Annotated in this window: 23 protein-coding genes; 18 read left to right on the top strand and 5 right to left on the bottom strand. The window is 60.7% G+C overall.

Translation table 11 applies throughout. From position 1 onward, the window contains the following. Nucleotides 1-46 precede the first annotated feature (46 nt). From FFH90_RS22510 to FFH90_RS22480, 7 genes are all read left to right on the top strand, one after another. The gene (locus FFH90_RS22510; protein WP_018925063.1) at nucleotides 47-1,177 is read left to right on the top strand and encodes a chemotaxis response regulator protein-glutamate methylesterase; all 1,131 of its coding nucleotides are present in this window, start codon (nucleotides 47-49) and stop codon (nucleotides 1,175-1,177) included. Then, complete coding sequence (locus tag FFH90_RS22505) at nucleotides 1,177-1,917, top strand: flagellar motor protein (RefSeq protein ID WP_018925064.1); 741 nt, start codon at nucleotides 1,177-1,179, stop codon at nucleotides 1,915-1,917. The genes FFH90_RS22510 and FFH90_RS22505 overlap by 1 nt, the downstream gene beginning before the upstream one ends. A gap of 15 nt (nucleotides 1,918-1,932) precedes the next feature. After that, nucleotides 1,933-2,826: a flagellar motor protein MotD gene (gene motD / locus FFH90_RS22500; RefSeq protein ID WP_018925065.1), complete on the top strand. Its 894-nt coding sequence runs from the start codon at nucleotides 1,933-1,935 to the stop codon at nucleotides 2,824-2,826. 43 nt (nucleotides 2,827-2,869) lie between these two features. Beyond that, entirely contained in the window at nucleotides 2,870-3,658 is a 789-nt protein-coding gene (locus FFH90_RS22495) for a ParA family protein (RefSeq protein WP_018925066.1), read from the top strand. 30 nt (nucleotides 3,659-3,688) lie between these two features. Then, nucleotides 3,689-4,555: a CheW domain-containing protein gene (locus FFH90_RS22490; protein WP_064619453.1), complete on the top strand. Its 867-nt coding sequence runs from the start codon at nucleotides 3,689-3,691 to the stop codon at nucleotides 4,553-4,555. Nucleotides 4,556-4,629: 74 nt separating this feature from the next. Beyond that, entirely contained in the window at nucleotides 4,630-5,115 is a 486-nt protein-coding gene (locus FFH90_RS22485) for a chemotaxis protein CheW (protein ID WP_007938663.1), read from the top strand. Continuing rightward, complete coding sequence (locus FFH90_RS22480) at nucleotides 5,116-5,508, top strand: DUF2802 domain-containing protein (protein ID WP_018925068.1); 393 nt, start codon at nucleotides 5,116-5,118, stop codon at nucleotides 5,506-5,508. Between the two features lie 117 nt (nucleotides 5,509-5,625). Here FFH90_RS22480 and FFH90_RS22475 read toward each other — a convergent pair whose 3' ends face one another. Continuing rightward, nucleotides 5,626-5,955, bottom strand: coding sequence for an EscU/YscU/HrcU family type III secretion system export apparatus switch protein (locus FFH90_RS22475; protein ID WP_018925069.1), 330 nt, complete (start codon nucleotides 5,953-5,955; stop codon nucleotides 5,626-5,628). Next, nucleotides 5,952-7,526: a flagellar hook-length control protein FliK gene (locus FFH90_RS22470; protein WP_138866117.1), complete on the bottom strand. Its 1,575-nt coding sequence runs from the start codon at nucleotides 7,524-7,526 to the stop codon at nucleotides 5,952-5,954. The genes FFH90_RS22475 and FFH90_RS22470 overlap by 4 nt, the downstream gene beginning before the upstream one ends. 197 nt (nucleotides 7,527-7,723) lie before the next feature. Here FFH90_RS22470 and ccmA point away from each other — a divergent pair, with 197 nt between their 5' ends. From ccmA to FFH90_RS22420, 10 genes are all read left to right on the top strand, one after another. After that, nucleotides 7,724-8,359, top strand: a complete 636-nt coding sequence (gene ccmA / locus FFH90_RS22465; protein WP_064619447.1) for a cytochrome c biogenesis heme-transporting ATPase CcmA — start codon at nucleotides 7,724-7,726, stop codon at nucleotides 8,357-8,359. Then, entirely contained in the window at nucleotides 8,356-9,024 is a 669-nt protein-coding gene (ccmB, locus tag FFH90_RS22460; protein ID WP_007939195.1) for a heme exporter protein CcmB, read from the top strand. The genes ccmA and ccmB overlap by 4 nt, the downstream gene beginning before the upstream one ends. Before the next feature lie 80 nt (nucleotides 9,025-9,104). Next, complete coding sequence (locus FFH90_RS22455; RefSeq protein ID WP_007939194.1) at nucleotides 9,105-9,860, top strand: heme ABC transporter permease; 756 nt, start codon at nucleotides 9,105-9,107, stop codon at nucleotides 9,858-9,860. Next, complete coding sequence (gene ccmD, locus FFH90_RS22450) at nucleotides 9,857-10,033, top strand: heme exporter protein CcmD (RefSeq protein ID WP_007939192.1); 177 nt, start codon at nucleotides 9,857-9,859, stop codon at nucleotides 10,031-10,033. Before FFH90_RS22455 ends, ccmD begins: the two co-directional genes overlap by 4 nt. Then, nucleotides 10,030-10,485, top strand: a complete 456-nt coding sequence (ccmE, locus tag FFH90_RS22445; RefSeq protein WP_007939191.1) for a cytochrome c maturation protein CcmE — start codon at nucleotides 10,030-10,032, stop codon at nucleotides 10,483-10,485. Before ccmD ends, ccmE begins: the two co-directional genes overlap by 4 nt. A 3-nt stretch (nucleotides 10,486-10,488) precedes the next feature. After that, a complete protein-coding gene (locus FFH90_RS22440) occupies nucleotides 10,489-12,492 on the top strand; it encodes a heme lyase CcmF/NrfE family subunit (protein WP_018925072.1) in 2,004 nt (667 codons plus the stop codon). Beyond that, on the top strand, nucleotides 12,489-13,025 hold the full coding sequence (locus FFH90_RS22435) for a DsbE family thiol:disulfide interchange protein (RefSeq protein WP_019648124.1): 537 nt from the start codon (nucleotides 12,489-12,491) through the stop codon (nucleotides 13,023-13,025). Before FFH90_RS22440 ends, FFH90_RS22435 begins: the two co-directional genes overlap by 4 nt. Next, entirely contained in the window at nucleotides 13,022-13,495 is a 474-nt protein-coding gene (locus FFH90_RS22430) for a cytochrome c-type biogenesis protein (protein ID WP_018925074.1), read from the top strand. The genes FFH90_RS22435 and FFH90_RS22430 overlap by 4 nt, the downstream gene beginning before the upstream one ends. Further along, nucleotides 13,488-14,696, top strand: a complete 1,209-nt coding sequence (ccmI, locus tag FFH90_RS22425) for a c-type cytochrome biogenesis protein CcmI (protein WP_018925075.1) — start codon at nucleotides 13,488-13,490, stop codon at nucleotides 14,694-14,696. The genes FFH90_RS22430 and ccmI overlap by 8 nt, the downstream gene beginning before the upstream one ends. A 14-nt stretch (nucleotides 14,697-14,710) precedes the next feature. Next, nucleotides 14,711-15,109 carry a hypothetical protein gene (locus FFH90_RS22420; RefSeq protein ID WP_111454389.1) on the top strand — a complete coding sequence of 133 codons (399 nt, stop codon included), beginning with the start codon at nucleotides 14,711-14,713 and terminating at the stop codon, nucleotides 15,107-15,109. 56 nt (nucleotides 15,110-15,165) lie between these two features. On the opposite strand, the gene FFH90_RS22415 is transcribed toward FFH90_RS22420, so the two are convergent. The 3 genes from FFH90_RS22415 to FFH90_RS22405 all read right to left on the bottom strand — a co-directional run bounded on the left by FFH90_RS22415 (nucleotide 15,166) and on the right by FFH90_RS22405 (nucleotide 17,593). Next, the gene (locus FFH90_RS22415; RefSeq protein WP_138866116.1) at nucleotides 15,166-15,741 is read right to left on the bottom strand and encodes a PIN domain-containing protein; all 576 of its coding nucleotides are present in this window, start codon (nucleotides 15,739-15,741) and stop codon (nucleotides 15,166-15,168) included. Continuing rightward, nucleotides 15,738-16,205, bottom strand: a complete 468-nt coding sequence (locus FFH90_RS22410) for a helix-turn-helix domain-containing protein (RefSeq protein WP_018925078.1) — start codon at nucleotides 16,203-16,205, stop codon at nucleotides 15,738-15,740. The genes FFH90_RS22415 and FFH90_RS22410 overlap by 4 nt, the downstream gene beginning before the upstream one ends. Nucleotides 16,206-16,387: 182 nt before the next feature. Next, a complete protein-coding gene (locus FFH90_RS22405) occupies nucleotides 16,388-17,593 on the bottom strand; it encodes an MFS transporter (RefSeq protein ID WP_138866115.1) in 1,206 nt (401 codons plus the stop codon). 235 nt (nucleotides 17,594-17,828) lie between these two features. Here FFH90_RS22405 and FFH90_RS22400 point away from each other — a divergent pair, with 235 nt between their 5' ends. Continuing rightward, nucleotides 17,829-18,461 (top strand): hypothetical protein, encoded by a 633-nt coding sequence (locus FFH90_RS22400; RefSeq protein WP_138866114.1) that lies wholly within the window; start codon nucleotides 17,829-17,831, stop codon nucleotides 18,459-18,461. Nucleotides 18,462-18,492: the final 31 nt, after the last annotated feature.

Raw genomic sequence — 18,492 nt, 5'->3', positions numbered from 1 at the left:
TGGGGGAGCGGGGCGCCAGAGCCTCGCCCCGTCTAACGGAGTGTTTATGGTAGTCAAAGTCCTGGTGGTGGACGATTCGGGGTTTTTCCGCCGCCGCGTCTCGGAAATTCTTGCAGCGGATTCAAACATCCAGGTCGTCGGTACGGCGACCAACGGAAAAGAGGCGATCGATCAGGCCCTGGCCCTCAAGCCAGACGTGATCACCATGGACTACGAGATGCCAATGATGGATGGCATCACGGCGGTGCGGCACATCATGCAGCGCTGCCCGACCCCGGTGTTGATGTTCTCCTCGCTGACCCACGAAGGCGCCCGGGTCACCCTCGATGCGCTGGACGCCGGCGCGGTGGACTTCCTGCCGAAGAATTTCGAAGACATCTCCCGTAACCCGGAGAAGGTCAAGCAACTGCTGTGCGAGAAGATTCTCAGCATCTCGCGCAGTAACCGTCGTGTCAGCGCCTACACCCCTCCGGCACCGGTCGCTGCGCCAGCCCCGACGCCTGCGCCTTCGAGCGTCGGCAGCTACGGCAGCAGCGCGCCTGCGCGTCCGGCACCGGCACCGATTGCGGCGCGCCCCCATGCAGCGGCTCCGTCATCTCCCGCGCCGAAACGCAAAGCTTACAAATTGGTCGCCATCGGTACCTCCACCGGTGGCCCGGTTGCGCTGCAACGGGTTCTGACACAGTTGCCGGCCAACTTCCCGGCACCCATCGTGTTGATCCAGCACATGCCGGCAGCCTTCACCAAGGCCTTCGCCGAGCGCCTGGACAAGCTGTGCCGCATCAGTGTCAAGGAAGCCGAGGATGGCGACATCCTGCGTCCGGGCCTGGCGCTGCTCGCACCCGGTGGCAAGCAGATGATGATCGACGGCCGTGGCGCGGTGAAAATCCTGCCGGGCGACGAGCGTCTGAACTACAAGCCGTGCGTGGACATTACCTTCGGTTCCGCGGCCAAGTCCTACGGCGACAAAGTTCTGGCGGTGGTACTGACCGGCATGGGCGCCGACGGTCGCGAAGGCGCGCGTCTGCTCAAGCAGGGTGGTAGTGCGATCTGGGCCCAGGATGAAGCCAGTTGTGTGATCTACGGCATGCCAATGGCCATCGTCAAAGCCGAACTCGCGGACGCGGTGTACAGCCTCGACGACATCGGTCGGCACCTGGTTGAGGCTTGCATCTGATGGATGTGCTCAGCCTTATCGGGATCATCATGGCGTTCGTCGCCATCATCGGCGGCAACTACCTTGAAGGCGGTCACCTCGGCGCACTGGCCAACGGCCCGGCGGCGTTGATCGTACTCGGTGGCACCATCGGTGCCGCGCTGCTGCAATCGCCGATGAGTGCCTTCAAGCGTGCCATCCAGATTCTCGCCTGGATTCTGTTTCCGCCTCGCGTGGACCTGGCCGGCGGCATTGATCGCGTGGTGAACTGGAGCCTGACCGCTCGCAAGGAAGGTTTGCTCGGGCTGGAAGGGGTGGCCGACGCCGAACCTGACAGCTACTCGCGTAAAGGCCTGCAATTGCTGGTCGACGGTGCCGAGCCGGAAGCGATCCGCAGCATTCTGGAAGTGGATTTCTACACCCAGGAAAGCCGCGACATCGAAGCCGCCAAAGTCTTTGAAAGCATGGGCGGCTACGCGCCGACCATCGGTATCATCGGTGCGGTGATGGGCCTGATCCACGTCATGGGCAACCTGGGCGACCCATCGCAACTGGGCAGTGGCATCGCCGTCGCCTTCGTCGCTACCATCTACGGCGTGGCCAGTGCCAACCTGGTGCTGTTGCCGATTGCCGCCAAGCTCAAGTCCATCGCGTTACGGCAGTCGCGCTATCGCGAAATGTTGCTGGAAGGGATCCTGTCGATCGCCGAAGGTGAAAACCCTCGCTCTATTGAGTTGAAGCTTCAGGGCTTCATGGATTGATGGGGGTAATGGATCATGGCTCGTCGCAGGCAACATGAAGAACATGTGAACCATGAACGTTGGCTGGTTTCCTACGCCGACTTCATCACCTTGCTGTTCGCGTTCTTCGTGGTGATGTACTCGATCTCGTCGATCAACGAAGGCAAGTACAAGATCATTTCCGAGGCGTTGATCGGGGTGTTTACCGACTCTGACCGCGCCCTCAAGCCGATTCCCATCGGCGAAGAGAGACCGAAGACCGTGACCCCGGCCAAACCGCTGGTCAAGGACAGCGAGCAGATCGACGCCGGCATCGCCCAGGCCGCCAACGATCCACTCAAAAGCATCGCCGATGACATCAGCGCGGCGTTCGGCGACTTGATCAGTTCCAACCAGATGACCGTGCGCGGCAACGAGTTGTGGGTCGAGATCGAACTCAACTCCAGCCTGTTGTTCGGCAGCGGCGACGCCATGCCCAGCGACATTGCGTTCAACATCATCGACAAGGTCGCTGCGATCCTCCGGCCGTTCGACAACCCGATCCACGTCGAAGGTTTCACCGACGATCAACCGATCCGCACCGCGCAATACCCAACCAACTGGGAACTGTCCTCGGCCCGTTCGGCGAGCATCGTGCGGATGCTGGCGATGCAGGGCGTGAACCCTGGTCGCCTGGCATCGGTGGGTTATGGCGAATTCCAGCCAGTGGCCAACAACGCCACCGCCGAAGGCCGTGCGCGCAACCGTCGGGTGGTGCTGGTGGTGTCACGCAATCTTGATGTACGGCGTAGCCTCACCGGTACCGGAACGGCTCATGCACAACCGGATGCCGCATTGAAGCGGGCTGGCACACAAACTGCACCGACCCCGGTCAAGTCGCCGGGACGCGAGAGTGCCGTCAATTCTCCGTCACCCGCATTAATACGTTGAGCTATTTCTCGGTCGACGTTTTCGACCGGGAGGAACAATCCGAATGAGAGTCTGGGCAGTTGCCAATCAAAAGGGTGGTGTCGGTAAAACCACTTCCTCCATTGCTTTAGCCGGTTTACTGGCGGAGGCGGGCAAGCGCGTGGTTGTGGTCGATCTCGACCCCCACGGCTCCATGACCAGCTACTTCGGTTACGACCCCGACAGCCTGGAGCACAGCAGCTACGACCTGTTTCTGCACAAGGGCAACGTGCCGCAAGGCTTGCCCGGTCAGTTGTTGATGCCCACCAGCGACGAACGCATTTCCCTGTTGCCATCGAGCACCGCGCTGGCCACCCTTGAGCGCCAGTCGCCGGGCCAGAGCGGTTTGGGCCTGGTGATCGCCAAGAGTCTGGCGCAGTTGTGGCAAGACTTCGATTACGCCGTGATCGACAGCCCGCCGTTGCTCGGCGTGCTGATGGTCAATGCCTTGGCGGCCAGCCAGCAGTTGGTGATTCCGGTGCAGACCGAGCACCTGGCGGTCAAAGGCCTGGAACGCATGGTCAACACGCTGGCGATGATCAACCGCTCGCGCAAACTGGCGTTGCCGTTCAACATCGTGCCGACCCTGTTCGACCGCCGCACCCAGGCTTCGCTTGGCACTCTGCGCGTGCTGCGCGACAAGTACCCGGAAGAAATCTGGCAAGGCTACATCCCGATCGACACCCGCTTGCGTGACGCGAGCCGGGCAGGGCTGACGCCGTCGCAATTCGATGGCAAGAGTCGCGGCGTTCTCGCCTACCGCGCACTGCTCAAGCATCTGTTGGCCCAGCAACTTGTTCCGCAGGTGGCTTGAGATGAGCCTGATTCCTACGATGGTATTCGCATGACCCGGCCGGTGAAGATCACCTCGCGCCCGCAATTGGCCCTTCAGTCTTATCTGGATGGCTTGCTGCAGGACGCGACCGAAGAGCTGTTGCCTGAAGTCGAGGCGCTGCCTGAGGTTGTCGAGGCTGAAGCTGCCCTGGACGAGTTCCAGGCGGCGGTGCTCGAAGAGCAGGCGCGCGATGCGCAGAAGCCGGCAGTGGTCGCGGCCCCCGTTGTTGCGCCAGTGGCGAAGGCACCGGTGGCCGTGATCGAAGCGCCGGCACCGATTCTGGCGTCCGTGTCGACGATTGCGCCGTTGCTGCAAGCGTTGGTGCCGCCGGTGGTGGAAGTTCATCTGCCGCCGAGCAACACGCCGCCTCCGGTGGAAAATGACGATCGTCCGGCCTGGGCGGCCGAGCCGTTCGAATGCCTGTTGTTCGATGTCGCCGGGTTGACCCTCGCGGTGCCGCTGGTGTGCCTGGGTTCGATTTATTCCCTGGCCGGCCACGAGCTGACGCCGTTGTTCGGTCAGCCGGAATGGTTCCTCGGGATCCTGCCAAGCCAGGCCGGCAACCTGAAGGTGCTGGATACCGCACGCTGGGTCATGCCGGACCGCTACCGCGACGATTTCCGCCAGGGCCTGCAATACGTTATTTCAGTTCAGGGCTATGAGTGGGGGCTAGCGGTGCATCAGGTCAGCCGCTCGTTGCGCCTGGACCCGAATGAAATCAAATGGAGAAGTCACCGGGGGCAGCGGCCATGGCTCGCCGGCACGGTGATTGAACACATGTGCGCTTTGCTCGATGTCGCCGCACTGGCCGAATTGATCGCCAGCGGCGGGGCGAAGCACATGGGCGGCAGTAAGCCGAACCACAAACCGACATAAAAAACACGCATCGGCATTCAAGTGCCGGTGCACTGAATACACACCGCTAGGGCGGTTTTTCGAGGGGTCAGGGTATGAATGACAAGGCGACGGCGGCAAAAGGTTCCGAAGATCCGATCCTGCAATGGGTCACCTTCAAGCTGGACAATGAAACCTACGGCATCAACGTGATGCGCGTTCAGGAAGTCCTGCGCTACACCGAAATCGCTCCGGTACCGGGTGCCCCGAGCTACGTGCTGGGTATCATCAACCTGCGCGGCAACGTGGTCACCGTGATCGACACCCGTCAGCGTTTCGGCCTGGGCACGGTCGACGTTAGCGACAACACCCGCATCGTCATCATCGAAGCCGACAAGCAAGTGGTCGGGATCATGGTCGACAGCGTGGCTGAAGTGGTTTATCTGCGTCAGTCGGAAATCGAGACCGCACCGAACGTCGGTAACGAAGAGTCCGCCAAGTTCATTCAAGGCGTGTGCAACAAGAACAATGAACTGCTGATCCTGGTCGAGCTGGACAAGATGATGAGCGAAGAAGAATGGTCGGAACTGGAGAGTATCTGATTGATTCTTGAGGTGGCTGTGATTGTCCTGTTCCTCTTGTGGGCAGGCACGCTGGCGATGTTCCTGGCGTACATCCGCGCTCAAAGGCAGGTCGCCGCACAACAGGCTCAGGGCGATGCGCTGCGCGATCAGCGCATCAAGGACCTGGCCAAGCGCGTCGACGACTACCAGAACGGCAACGTGCGCATGGGTGAAGACCTGCACGAACTGCGCGCGGTGGTCGGGCCGTTGCCGGACAAGCTGGCGCAGTTGGAGCAGCGTGATCCGTCGAGCCTTTCATTCGCCCAGGCCGCGCGCCTGGTGGGGATGGGGGCCAGCGTCGATGAGCTGACTCAGTCTTGCGGCTTGACCCAGGCTGAGGCGGAGTTGATGAGCAAGTTGCACAGAAACTGAGAAGAGCAAAAGATCGCAGCCTCGTTTCACTCGACAGCTCCTGCATTGGGATGGTGTAAGCCCTGTAGGAGCTGTCGAGTGAAACGGCGCTGCGATCTTTTTACATTCAACAAAGATTCAATAATCATCCCCGCGTTCGGTGACGTCCTTCTCCACCGTCACCGCATGCGGATCATGCCCCGCCGGAAACTTGCCTTTCAGATTCCAGGCAAACGCAATGATCTCGGCAATCGTGCGGTACAACTCCTCGGGAATACTCTCGCCCAATTCCATCCGCGCCAGCAGTTTCACCAGTTCGGCGTTCTCGTAAATCGGCACTTCGTAGTCACGGGCAATCCGTAGAATTTCTTCAGCCAGTTCTTCGTCACCTTTGGCCGTAAGGGTAGGGGCGTGGCTGCCGTCGTATTTGAGGGCGATGGCCTGGCGCGGTGCGGTGGATTCGTTCATGCGGTTTCGTCGACCCAGCGTTGTTCGAGACGGGTTTGAGGGCCTTGTGGCGGTGTGCCGAGGTGGCAATCCAGATCGCCGACGTTCAGCCCGGAATCCAGCAGGCGCTGGCGCAGCGCGGCCAGATTGCTTTCGATCAGGCTCGCGGTGTACGGCCGTTCGGCCCACAGCTGACTGGAGAGGCTGCCTTTGATCAGTTGGGCCTGAATCTGCAACGGCCCCAACGGTTCCATGTCGAATGCCAGCTCGACGCGCCATAGCGGTTGCTTGGGTTCGCGTTCGTCGCGGCGTTCGCGCGGTTGTTCTTTTTCGGGGGCTTCTTCGCGCTGGAATTTGACCTGCAACGGCACGATGTCCTGCAGGTTGCGCATGGGGATTTCCAGTTGCCAGGTGCTCATCAACCGCCCGTCACTGGTGACGCCAGTCTGCTCAAGGCTCGACAGCTGATGACTTTGCAAACGTGAAACCGCCGCCGCAGCCAGGCGCAGCAGGTGCTCGAGATCATCTTCGCCTTCCGCGCTTTGCAACAGGCGCTCGGGCAGTGGGAAGCTGGTTGGCGACGGTTTGGCACTGACTTGCCCGAGCATGCCGAGGGCATTGCGCACAAAACTCGGCATGGCCTGGGCCAGGGTGTTGGCGGCGATGATTGCGTTGAGATTGGTGTTGGCCGGCAGGCCCGGCGTCAGTTGGGCGATCAGCTTGAGCAGGTCGCCTTTCATGTCTGGCACCAGCGTCGGGTTTTGTCCGGTCAGCAATTTGGCTTCGAGGAACAGGCCACTGTTGGCCAGCGCCTGGGCCAGGCCTTTGGGCGTACTCAATTGTTGGACGTCCGGCAGGCCGGCGAGCAATTTGTCCACGGCAGCGCGCAGGTCGCTGGAGGTTTGATCCGACGGCGGCAGGTTTTGCAGGACCTTGATCAAGCCATCCAGAGAACCCTGGCGACTTTGCTGGCTGACCAATTGTTGCGTCACCGCCAACTGTTCCTGACGGCTGCTCAGCGGCACGAATTTGAGTGTCTGGGTGTCCTGCACCAAGGCGCTCAGCAAGCTGCCGATGCGCAGCGGCGTCGGGCTGTCGATGCTCAGCGTGCTGCCGCTCAGCGCGGTGTTGAGCAGGCTCACCATCGAGCGAAACACCGTCGGCTGGCCCGGCACCTGCGGCATCACCTGAGAGGTCAGCACTTTGCCTTGCAGCAGGGTGCCGACCGGCAGTTGCGCCGTGTCGATACGGGTAAGGGTGGCGACGCTGGAGGCGATGGCCTGTTGCACCGTGACTGCCAGATTGCCCGCCGACGGCTGGGTGATCGACAGGCTGGTACCCTGGGGCAATGGCTGAGTGCTGGTGGCCTGGACAGTGGTCTGGCGACCGCTGTCGAGGGTGACCTTGAGCAACAGTTGAAAGGTCTGATCCGCCTGCTTGAGCGACAGCACTTCAGCCTTGGCGGTCTGACCGGCCGTGATCAGGCCCTCCATCGGCGTCAGCAGCTTGAGCAACTCGCTGCTGATCACCAATGGACGCGCAGTCGCCGGGGTGGTTGGCGGGAGCGGGAGGATGTTCATTTCGCCTGTCATACGCGGACACAACCTGAGGAAATTGCACTCTTGAGAGTAGGGAACGCCATGTATAATGCCGCCCGTCTTTCGCTGAGTGGCGAAAACTTTGCAATTGATTGACGCAGCTCTCTAGAACAAGCCGTCATAGCATCTATGCTGCATCTCTTTAACGGCCGCGCCAGAGCCGACTTGAACCGCATAAGGCCCGTGAACCCTTGACCAGTCCTGTCCTGCAAACCGTTGCCCTTGCCTGTGAGCGAGACCTTCGGCTGCTTTTCGAAAATCTCGAATTGCGACTGGCCAGTGGCGAAATGTTACAGATCAGCGGCCCCAACGGCAGTGGCAAGACCAGCCTGCTACGTCTGCTTTGCGGTTTGATGCATCCGACCGCCGGTCAAGTGTTGCTCAACGGCCAGCCACTGAACGAACAACGCAGTGAACTGGCGCGCAACCTGCTGTGGATCGGCCATGCCGCCGGCATCAAGGACCTGCTGACCCCCGAAGAAAACCTCAGCTGGCTCTGCGCCTTGCATCAACCGGCCTCCCATGAGGCGATCTGGCAAGCACTGGCGTCGGTGGGGCTGCGCGGTTTCGAGGATGTTCCCTGTCACACCCTGTCTGCCGGCCAGCAACGTCGTGTGGCGTTGGCGCGGTTGTACCTGGACAGCCCGCCGCTGTGGATCCTCGACGAGCCATTCACCGCGCTCGACAAACAAGGCGTGGCGCAACTCGAAGAACACCTGGCCGCGCACTGCGAGCGCGGCGGCATGGTGGTGCTGACCACTCACCACACGCTGAGCCGGATGCCGGCCGGTTATCGCGACATTGATTTGGGGAATTGGGCCGTATGAGTGTTTTCGGCCTGTTGGTCGCCCGTGAGGCTCGTTTGCTGTTCCGCCGTCCCGCCGAATTGGCGAACCCGTTGGTATTTTTCGCCATCGTCGTCTCCTTGTTCCCGCTGGCGGTTGGTCCCGAGACTCAATTGTTGCAAACCTTGTCTCCGGGGCTGGTCTGGGTGGCGGCGCTTTTATCGGTTTTACTCTCGCTGGACGGGCTCTTCCGCAGTGATTTCGAAGATGGATCCCTTGAACAGTGGGTCCTTTCGTCGCACCCCCTGCCTCTTCTGGTGCTGGCCAAGGTGCTGGCACACTGGGCCTTTTCCGGCCTGGCACTGGTTTTGCTCGCGCCATTGCTGGCGCTGATGCTCGGTTTGCCTGCCGCTTGTCTGCCGGTGTTGCTGCTTTCTTTATTGCTCGGTACACCGGTGTTGAGCCTGCTCGGTGCGGTGGGCGCGGCGCTGACGGTAGGATTGAAGCGTGGTGGCCTGTTGCTGGCGCTGCTGATTCTGCCGCTGTATATCCCGGTGTTGATTCTCGGCAGTGGCGCCTTGCAGGCGGCATTGCAGGGCATGCCGGCGACCGGTTATCTCTTGTGGCTTGGTAGCCTGACCGCCCTGGCGATAACCCTGGCACCTTTTGCAATAGCTGCTGGCCTGAAGATCAGTGTCGGCGAATAATGAGGTCTGGTTAAAATTTAACCAGTAAAGACCCTTTGGCTGTTTCGTGATAACGAACAGCAACCGTGATGGAAACAGCAATGAACTGGACCTGGTTTCATAAGCTCGGCTCGCCCAAATGGTTTTACGGCATCAGTGGCAAATTGCTGCCCTGGCTGAGCGTCGCGGCGTTGCTGCTGATTAGCGTCGGCGTGGTCTGGGGCCTGGCCTTCGCACCGCCGGACTACCAGCAAGGCAACAGCTTTCGAATCATCTATATCCACGTTCCCGCCGCCATGCTGGCGCAGTCGATCTACGTGATGCTGGCCGTGTGCGGCGTTGTCGGGCTGGTGTGGAAAATGAAACTGGCCGACGTCGCCCTGCAATGCGCCGCCCCGATCGGTGCCTGGATGACCGCCGTGGCGCTGGTTACCGGAGCGATCTGGGGCAAACCGACCTGGGGTTCGTGGTGGGTCTGGGATGCGCGACTTACGTCCATGTTGATTCTGCTGTTTCTGTACTTCGGTCTTATTGCGCTGGGCAACGCCATCAGCAATCGTGACAGCGCGGCCAAGGCCTGCGCGGTGCTGGCGATTGTCGGCGTGATCAACATCCCGATCATCAAATACTCGGTGGAGTGGTGGAACACCCTGCACCAGGGCGCGACGTTCACCCTCACCGAAAAACCGGCGATGCCTGCCGAGATGTGGCTGCCACTGCTGCTGACGGTGCTGGGGTTCTACTGTTTCTTCGGCGCGGTGCTGTTGCTGCGCATGCGCCTTGAAGTGCTCAAGCGCGAAGCCCGGGCGAGCTGGGTGAAATCCGAAGTGCAGAACAGTCTGGAGGCCGCTCGATGAGTTTCGCTTCATTCGGCGACTTTCTCGCCATGGGCCATCACGGCCTGTATGTCTGGTCAGCCTATGGCATTTGCCTGGCGGTGCTGGCCCTCAACGTGGCGGCGCCGATCCTGGCCCGCAAGCGGTATCTGCAACAAGAGGCGCGTCGTTTGCGCCGGGAGAACGGCCAGTGAATCCGCTGCGTAAAAAGCGTCTTGTCATCATTCTCGCGATCCTGGTCGGTGTCGGCGCTGCCGTCGGCCTGGCCCTGAGCGCCCTGCAGCAGAACATCAATCTGTTTTACACCCCGACCCAGATCGCCAATGGCGAAGCGCCGCAAGACACGCGCATCCGTGCGGGCGGCATGGTCGAAAAAGGCTCGCTGCAACGTTCCGGCGATTCCCTGGACGTGAAATTCATCGTCACCGACTTCAACAAATCCGTGACCATCAGCTATCGCGGCATCCTCCCGGACCTGTTCCGCGAAGGGCAGGGCATCGTTGCCCTCGGCAAGCTCAACGCTGATGGCGTGGTGGTGGCCGACGAAGTGCTGGCCAAGCACGACGAGAAGTACATGCCGCCGGAAGTGACCAAGGCGTTGAAAGACAGTGGTCAATCGGCACCTACGCCAGCCAAGGAGGGCTAACGGATGACTTCCGCACTTTACAGCTCGGGGCTGTTCATCCCCGAACTCGGCCATCTGGCCATGATCCTGGCGTTGTGTTTTGCGTTGGTGCAGGCCGTGGTGCCGTTGCTCGGTGCCTGGCGCGGCGACCGTTTGTGGATGAGCCTGGCCCAGCCGGCCGCGTGGGGGCAGTTCGCGTTTTTGCTGTTCGCCTTCGGTTGCCTGACCTATGCGTTCATGACGGACGACTTCTCCGTCGCCTACGTGGCCAGCAACTCCAACAGCGCGCTGCCGTGGTACTACAAGTTCAGCGCCGTGTGGGGCGCTCACGAAGGGTCGTTGCTGCTGTGGGCGTTGATTCTCGGCGGCTGGACCTTCGCGGTGTCGGTGTTCTCCCGACAGTTGCCGCAAGTGATGCTGGCCCGGGTGCTGGCGGTGATGGGCATGATCAGCACGGGTTTCCTGCTGTTCCTGATCCTGACGTCCAACCCGTTCGCCCGGATCTTGCCGCAGATGCCGGCGGACGGGCGCGATCTTAATCCTCTGCTGCAAGACATCGGCCTGATTGTTCATCCGCCGATGCTGTACATGGGGTATGTCGGTTTCTCCGTGGCCTTCGCCTTCGCCATCGCCGCGCTGTTGGGCGGTCGTCTCGATGCGGCGTGGGCGCGCTGGTCCCGTCCGTGGACCATCGTCGCCTGGGCCTTCCTTGGCATCGGTATCACGTTGGGTTCCTGGTGGGCCTACTACGAACTCGGCTGGGGCGGCTGGTGGTTCTGGGACCCGGTGGAAAACGCGTCCTTCATGCCTTGGCTGGTGGGCACGGCGCTGATTCACTCGTTGGCGGTCACGGAAAAACGTGGTGTGTTCAAGAGCTGGACCGTGCTGTTGGCCATTGCCGCATTCTCGTTGAGTCTGCTCGGGACCTTCCTGGTGCGTTCCGGCGTGCTGACCTCGGTTCACGCCTTTGCCTCCGACCCTGAGCGTGGCGTGTTCATTCTGGTCTTCCTGCTGTTTGTGGTCGGTGGTTCATTGACGCTGTTCGCCCTGCGCGCGCCGGTGGTCAAGAGCCATGTCGGCTTCAACCTCTGGTCCCGGGAAACCCTGCTTCTGGGCAACAACCTGGTGCTGGTGGTGGCTGCTTCGATGATTCTGCTGGGCACCCTGTATCCGCTGATCCTTGACGCGATGACCGGTGCCAAGCTGTCGGTCGGCCCGCCGTACTTCAACGCGCTGTTCATTCCGTTGATGGCGATCCTGATGATAGTGATGGCGGTCGGCGTGGTGGTGCGCTGGAAAGACACCCCGGTCAAATGGCTGGTGAGCATGCTGACCCCGGTATTACTCGGCAGCGCCGCGCTGGCCGTCGTGGCGGGTGTTGCTTACGGCGATTTCAACTGGGCGGTGCTGGCAACCTTCATGTTGGCTGCGTGGGTGTTGCTGGCCGGTGTGCGGGACATTTTCGACAAGACTCGCCACAAAGGCTTGATCAAAGGACTGCCGACCCTGACCCGCAGTTATTGGGGCATGCAACTCGCGCATTTGGGTATCGCCGTGTGCGCGCTGGGTGTCGTGTTGTCGAGCCAGAACAGCGCCGAGCGTGATCTGCGCCTGGCACCGGGTGAGTCCATGAGCCTGGCCGGTTACCAGTTTGTGTTCGAAGGCGCCAAGCACTTCGAAGGCCCGAACTTCACGTCCGACAAGGGCACCGTACGGGTGATCCGCGACGGTAAGGAAGTCAGCGTGCTGCACCCGGAAAAACGCCTGTACACGGTGCAGAACTCGATGATGACCGAGGCCGGGATCGACGCCGGTTTCACCCGTGACCTGTACGTCGCACTGGGCGAGCCGTTGGGCGAGGGCGCCTGGGCGGTTCGCGTGCACGTCAAACCGTTCGTGCGCTGGATCTGGTTCGGTGGGCTGCTCACAGGTGTAGGCGGGTTGCTGGCGGCGCTGGATCGCCGTTATCGAGTCAAGGTAAAAAGCCGCGTGCGTGAAGCGCTCGGCATGACGGGAGCCACCGCATGAGACGTTGGTTGATGCTGTTGCCGCTGGCGATTTTTCTGGTGGTTGCTGTTTTTCTGTATCGGGGGCTGTACCTGAACCCGGCCGAGTTGCCCTCGGCGATGATCGGCAAGCCGTTCCCGGAGTTTTCCCTGCTCTCGGTGCAGGGCGACAAAACCCTGACCAAAGCGGACATTCTGGGTAAACCGGCGCTGGTTAACGTCTGGGGCACTTGGTGCATTTCCTGCCGGGTCGAGCACCCGGTGTTGAACAAACTGGCCGAGAAGGGCGTGGCGATCTACGGCATCAACTACAAGGACACCAATGCAGACGCCTTGAAGTGGCTGGCCGAGTTCCACAACCCGTATCAACTGGACGTCCGTGACGATGAAGGCACCCTGGGCCTGAACCTCGGTGTGTATGGCGCACCGGAAACCTTCTTCATCGACGCCAAGGGCATCATCCGCGACAAATTCGTCGGGGTGATCGACGAACAGGTCTGGCGCGAAAAACTGGCGGCCAAGTATCAGGCGCTGGTCGACGAGGCCAAGCCATGAAACGCTGGATTGCCGCCGCCGTTCTGGGGTTGAGCATGGCCGGCGTGGCCCATGCCGCCATCGATACCTATGAGTTCGCCAAAGAAGGCGATCGCGAGCGTTTTCGCGAGCTGACCAAAGAGCTGCGTTGCCCCAAGTGCCAGAATCAGGACATTGCCGATTCCAACGCACCGATCGCCGCCGACCTGCGCAAAGAGATTTTCCGCATGCTCGGCGAGGGCAAGGACAATCAGCAGATCATCGACTTCATGGTCGACCGCTATGGTGATTTCGTCCGTTATAAACCTGCTCTGAATGCCAAGACCGCATTGCTCTGGTTCGGCCCGGCCGGCCTGCTGCTGGGCGGTTTTGTGATCATCGCCGTGATCGTCCGCCGTCGTCGCGTGCAACGCGCTGACAGCCCGGACACGCTTTCTTTTGATGAGCGCGAGCGCCTCGACCACCTGTTGGATAAAACCAAGCATGATTGATTTCTGGCTCGCTGCAGGCCTGCTGCTTCTGGTAGCCCTGAGTTTTTTGCTGATCCCCGTTCTGCGCGGTCGTCGCGCCCAGCTTGAAGAGGATCGTACGGCGCTTAACGTCGCGCTGTATCAGGAGCGCGTGGCTGAGTTGCAGACTCAGCAAGAAGAAGGCGTACTCAACGCCGAACAAATGAATGCCGGCCGCGCCGAAGCCGCCCGTGAACTGCTTGCCGACACCGAAGGCGTCGAGGCACCGCGAGTGTCGCGCCTGGGCAAGCCATTGCCGTTGCTGGCGGCAATTCTGGTGCCTGTGCTGGGCCTTGGGCTGTACCTGCATTTCGGTGCCAGCGACAAAGTCGAGCTGACCCGCGAGTTCGCCCAGGCGCCGCAGTCGATGGAAGACATGACCCGTCGCCTGGAGCGTGCGGTTGCGGCCCAACCGGATTCGGCCGAAGGCCTGTACTTCCTCGGCCGCACTTACATGGCTCAGGACCGCCCTGGCGATGCGGCGAAGATCTTCGAGCGTACCGTGAACCTGGCCGGTCGCCAGCCGGAACTGCTCGGGCAGTGGGCTCAGGCCCAATACTTCGCCGATGGCAAGAAGTGGTCGGACAAGGTCCAGGCCCTGACTGACGAAGCACTGAAAGCCGATCCGAAGGAGGTCACCAGCCTAGGTCTGCTGGGCATCGCGGCCTTCGAAGGCGAGCGTTACCAGGAAGCCATCGACTATTGGAATAGGCTGTTGGTGCAACTGCCGCCGGATGATCAGTCCCGTGTCGCGCTGCAAGGCGGCATCGCCAAGGCCGCCGAGAAGCTTGAAGCCAGCGGTGGCAAGGTGGCTCAGGTTCAGGCTCCGGCAGTGAAGGTTGCAGCACTGCTCAAGGTGCGTGTCGATCTTGCACCGGACTTGAAAGCCAAGGTCCAGCCCGGCGACAGCGTGTTCATCTTCGCCCGCGCCACCGCAGGCCCGCCCGCACCATTGGCGGCCAAGCGTCTGACCGTTGCCGACCTGCCAGCGACCGTCGAGCTGGGCGATGCGGATGCAATGATGCCCCAGTTGAAACTGTCGAACTTCCCCGAAGTCCAACTGGTTGCGCGCATCTCCCGCGCCGGCCAACCGACTGCCGGCGAATGGATCGGTCGTAGCCAACCTTTGGCCACCAGCACCACCGCGCCACAAAAACTGACCATCGACAGCCCGGATAAATAACAGGAAACGCCACCATGACCGCCTTCGCTCGTATCACTCTCCTCAGCATGATGGTTTTGGGGCTAAGCGCTTGTGCGGTCCAGGAGCAGGAGCCCGAACGGCTGCCGCCGATTCCGCCCTCGCAGCCGAGCACCAAACCGACCACACCGAGCAAACCGGTCACGCCGAGCAAACCATCGAAGCCGGTGCCACGCACCTCCGCCAGCTTCGCCCCGCCACCGGGGGGCAACAGCCATTGGGATGCGAAACTCGGTGTTTACGTCCTCGACAATCAAACCAACACCTTCTACCGCCAGCGCACCTACTACCGCTGGGACAACGGCTGGAGCCGCTCGATCAGCCCTAACGGGCCGTGGGAAGAGACGGATATCCACGGTGTACCGGGTGGGCTGGGCAGACAATTCGGGCAGTGAATGGAAACGGCGATCTGAGGATCGCCGTTTTGCTTTTTGGCATTTATGAAAGGCGATTAAAGAATGGCCTGATAGTGGGTCAACGCCTTGCTCGACCGAGTCAGGCCTTGGCGCAACAGCAGTTCGAGATAAGTGCTGACATCCATCGGCGGCATCTTTAGCTGTTTGCGTTGCCGTTGTGCTGCCGCAACAACTGCTGCCGGGTCCAGATCGAAGAGGTTATCGACGAACTCGTCAGGATGCTGGGCCTCGATGCCAAAAGGTCCCAGTGTTTCGTCAGGAAAATCTTTCTGATTAAAGGTCACAATGACACTGGCATTGCAGCGTATAGCGGCAGCCAGAACATGTCGGTCATCGACATCAGGTAGGGTTAGCCCTTCGATCAGCCTTTCGTAACCGTAGACGCAAGCATCAGGTATGGCCTGATCCATCAAGTCGGACGTGCGATCCAACTGCTCTGTTGTCAGGTCCGGGCGGTTCTTCAGTAGATTGCGCTTCCATTCGTTATGTATCTCCAGTGACCATCGCGCCCTGAAACGCCCGGAGAGCGCGAGCCACATCAGAAAATCTCTCAAGGGCGCGGGGTACAAAACACATGCGTCATATACAGCGGTAAAAGGGGAGTGCCTCACTCGTATCCTGTCCTTAACGCTTGTGCCTGCTCGGCGAGAAGCGTCATTGCTTGCTCGCTGGCTATGTCGCGCTGGGTTTTATAGTCCATCAAATCGGTAAAGCGCACACGTCGGTGCTTGCCGGTTTTGTGGTAGGACAACTCACCGGACTCCAGCAGTTTGATCAGGTGCGGGCGTGAGACATTGAGCAAGTCCGCCGCTTCCTGGGTGGTCAGTTCAGCGTGTACCGGGACCACTTTGACGGCGTTGCCTGCAGCGAGCTCTGCCAGGATGTCGACAAGCAACCGAAGCGCTGAGGTGGGAAGTTCGACGCTGTGTGCTTCATTCTGCTCATCGAAAATCTGGATATGCTGAGTTTCGAATTGGGTGGCGAGGTAGGCAGCCAAGGCGCGCTGACCTTCGATAGCGGCCTGGACCTCACGCTCCATGGGCAGGTTAAGGGGGGGATGGATAACTGGTGACATGATGCTTTCCAATATTCTGAATAATCGATATTGGAAGGCTATTCGAATCAAACGAAAATCGCAATAAACGAAACGACCGGCTTTTCAGCTCCTTATGCAGTCGCGTTAGTGCTTCCTGACGCTTTCGCGGACAAGCCCGCTCACACAGGGACTTACGTTTGTTCACGATGTTTCTAACGTTGTTACGCCGTCGCCAGTGCCGGCTTCTCCGAAGCACTCAAAAACCGCAACAACGCCAGCAGCGGAAACACGCTGCCGACAAACACGATCCACAACCAGCCACCGTGTTCGTACACCGCACTGGCCACCGATGAGCCGAACGCGCCGCCGATGAAGATGCTGGTCATGTACAGCGCATTCAGACGGCCGCGGCTCTTGGCGTCGAGGGTGTAGACCGCACGCTGGCCGAGGACCATGTTCATTTGCACGCAGAAATCCAGTACCACGCCGGTCACGGCCAGGCCGATGACGCTGTAGGCCGGGTGGATGAAGGCCGGCAGGAAGCTCAGGCTGGCGAACAGCATCGCCAGCAGCGAGGCGAGGCGGGTGTGGCCGGCATCGGCCAGTCGACCAGCGATGGGTGCGGCAATCGCGCCGATGGCTCCGACCAGGGCGAAGATCGCGATCTGGGTTTGCGACAGACCGTGATTGCGCGCCAGTTCCAGCGGCACGGCGGTCCAGAACAGGCTGAACGTAGCGAACATGCAACCCTGATAAAACGCCCGTTGACGCAACACCGGTTGCTGGCGCAGCAGCGTCCAGAGCGAGCCCAGTAACTGGCCATAAGAGGCGCTGTGATCAGGCTGGCGCTTGGGCACCGTCAGGGCCAGGACGATGCTGATTGCAGCCATCAAAACTGCGGCAATGACGAACATAGCGCGCCAGCCGAAGTGGTCGGCCACTACGCTGGACACCGGCCGGGCCAGCAGAATCCCCAGCAGCAGACCGCCCATGATCCCGCCAACCACGCGGCCGCGCGACGCTTCCGGCGTCAGGTGGGCGGCCAGCGGAATCAGGATCTGTACCGACACCGAGCTGAAACCCACCAGCAACGAAATCAGCAGAAACACGTTCGGCTGATCGGTGAACGCCGCACCCAGCAAACTGGCAATCGCCACCACGGTGGTGATGATCATCAAGCGACGGTTCTCCAGCAGATCACCCAGCGGTACCAGGAAGAACAGGCCCAGCGCATAACCAATCTGCGTCAGCGAAACGATCAGGCTGGCCATGGTGTCGGTCAGGCCGATGTCCGGCGCGATCAGGCCGATGATCGGCTGGGCGTAGTAGATGTTGGCGACGATCGCGCCGCAGCAGAAGGCGAAAAGCAGCACCATGCCCCGGGTCATTGTCGCGGCACCGTGGGGCGCCTGAGTCGCTGGATTCATAACATGGCTCGCTGAACAAGAAGGAATGCGCAGAGGCTAATCGGCTGGCTAGAGCGGCGGAAGAGGGTTTGGATTGATAGTAATCATTCTTTTGCGGAATGAGTGACGCCGGTATGCGCTGTCTGCCGATGAACCATGCGTCCAAACAGTGGGATCCGATGATACATTCACTGACATCCTCTTCGATAGCGTGCTTATGTTGTCCTGCGCTCCATAAACCGGAAGGTACTTCGATATGAATGCGATGTTCCGTCACCTGATCCGTGGCGCCTGCGTTGTTACCTTGATCAGCTTGTTCACGACAGGTTTTGCCCAGGCTGCCGATGTGGCGCCGGGAATGCGCATTGGCGTGCGCGGTGAGATCACCGGCGTCAGCGCCGACGTCATGACGGTCCATGTCAACAGCGGCGAAAACGTGGTGATCAACCTGACCAAGGACACCAAAATCCGCGCTGTCACCCTGGCCAATATCGAAGACATCAAGCCCGGCAGCTACATCGGCTCGGCTGCCGTGCCGCAGGAGGATGGCACGCTCAAGGCGCTGGAAGTCCACGTCTTCCCGCCGGAACTGGCCGGCAGCGGCGACGGCCATCGGCCTTTTGATCTGGTCAAGGGCAGCAGCATGACCAATGGCAGCGTAGGCGATCTGGTGGTCAGCAACGGCCGGGTTCTGACCGTCAATTACAAGGGCGGCCAACAGACGATTCTGGTGCCGGAGGATGTGCCGATCGTCAATCTGGTGTCGGGGGATCGCAGCTTGCTGAAGGTGGGCGTGAAGATCGTGACGTTTGTGACCCAGAGTGCCGACGGGACGCTGACCGCTCAATCCATCTCGGCCGGCAAGGACGGTGTGACACCGCCGATGTAACGGTATCCCACAAAAAAGGCGACCTTCACAG

This window comes from Pseudomonas sp. ATCC 43928, from assembly GCF_005938665.2.
Taxonomy (GTDB): domain Bacteria; phylum Pseudomonadota; class Gammaproteobacteria; order Pseudomonadales; family Pseudomonadaceae; genus Aquipseudomonas.
This window is presented reverse-complemented; position numbering and strand designations above follow the sequence as displayed.

Bases quoted from the DNA above. Each gene is read 5' to 3' on its own strand.
- FFH90_RS22510 (WP_018925063.1), top strand. From the start codon at position 47: ATGGTAGTCAAAGTCCTGGTGGTGGACGATTCGGGGTTTTTCCGCCGC.
- FFH90_RS22505 (WP_018925064.1), top strand. From the start codon at position 1,177: ATGGATGTGCTCAGCCTTATCGGGATCATCATGGCGTTCGTCGCCATC.
- motD (WP_018925065.1), top strand. From the start codon at position 1,933: ATGGCTCGTCGCAGGCAACATGAAGAACATGTGAACCATGAACGTTGG.
- FFH90_RS22495 (WP_018925066.1), top strand. From the start codon at position 2,870: ATGAGAGTCTGGGCAGTTGCCAATCAAAAGGGTGGTGTCGGTAAAACC.
- FFH90_RS22490 (WP_064619453.1), top strand. From the start codon at position 3,689: ATGACCCGGCCGGTGAAGATCACCTCGCGCCCGCAATTGGCCCTTCAG.
- FFH90_RS22485 (WP_007938663.1), top strand. From the start codon at position 4,630: ATGAATGACAAGGCGACGGCGGCAAAAGGTTCCGAAGATCCGATCCTG.
- FFH90_RS22475 (WP_018925069.1), bottom strand. From the start codon at position 5,955: ATGAACGAATCCACCGCACCGCGCCAGGCCATCGCCCTCAAATACGAC.
- FFH90_RS22470 (WP_138866117.1), bottom strand. From the start codon at position 7,526: ATGACAGGCGAAATGAACATCCTCCCGCTCCCGCCAACCACCCCGGCG.
- ccmB (WP_007939195.1), top strand. From the start codon at position 8,356: ATGAGTGTTTTCGGCCTGTTGGTCGCCCGTGAGGCTCGTTTGCTGTTC.
- FFH90_RS22455 (WP_007939194.1), top strand. From the start codon at position 9,105: ATGAACTGGACCTGGTTTCATAAGCTCGGCTCGCCCAAATGGTTTTAC.
- ccmD (WP_007939192.1), top strand. From the start codon at position 9,857: ATGAGTTTCGCTTCATTCGGCGACTTTCTCGCCATGGGCCATCACGGC.
- FFH90_RS22440 (WP_018925072.1), top strand. From the start codon at position 10,489: ATGACTTCCGCACTTTACAGCTCGGGGCTGTTCATCCCCGAACTCGGC.
- FFH90_RS22435 (WP_019648124.1), top strand. From the start codon at position 12,489: ATGAGACGTTGGTTGATGCTGTTGCCGCTGGCGATTTTTCTGGTGGTT.
- FFH90_RS22430 (WP_018925074.1), top strand. From the start codon at position 13,022: ATGAAACGCTGGATTGCCGCCGCCGTTCTGGGGTTGAGCATGGCCGGC.
- ccmI (WP_018925075.1), top strand. From the start codon at position 13,488: ATGATTGATTTCTGGCTCGCTGCAGGCCTGCTGCTTCTGGTAGCCCTG.
- FFH90_RS22420 (WP_111454389.1), top strand. From the start codon at position 14,711: ATGACCGCCTTCGCTCGTATCACTCTCCTCAGCATGATGGTTTTGGGG.
- FFH90_RS22410 (WP_018925078.1), bottom strand. From the start codon at position 16,205: ATGTCACCAGTTATCCATCCCCCCCTTAACCTGCCCATGGAGCGTGAG.
- FFH90_RS22405 (WP_138866115.1), bottom strand. From the start codon at position 17,593: ATGAATCCAGCGACTCAGGCGCCCCACGGTGCCGCGACAATGACCCGG.
- FFH90_RS22400 (WP_138866114.1), top strand. From the start codon at position 17,829: ATGAATGCGATGTTCCGTCACCTGATCCGTGGCGCCTGCGTTGTTACC.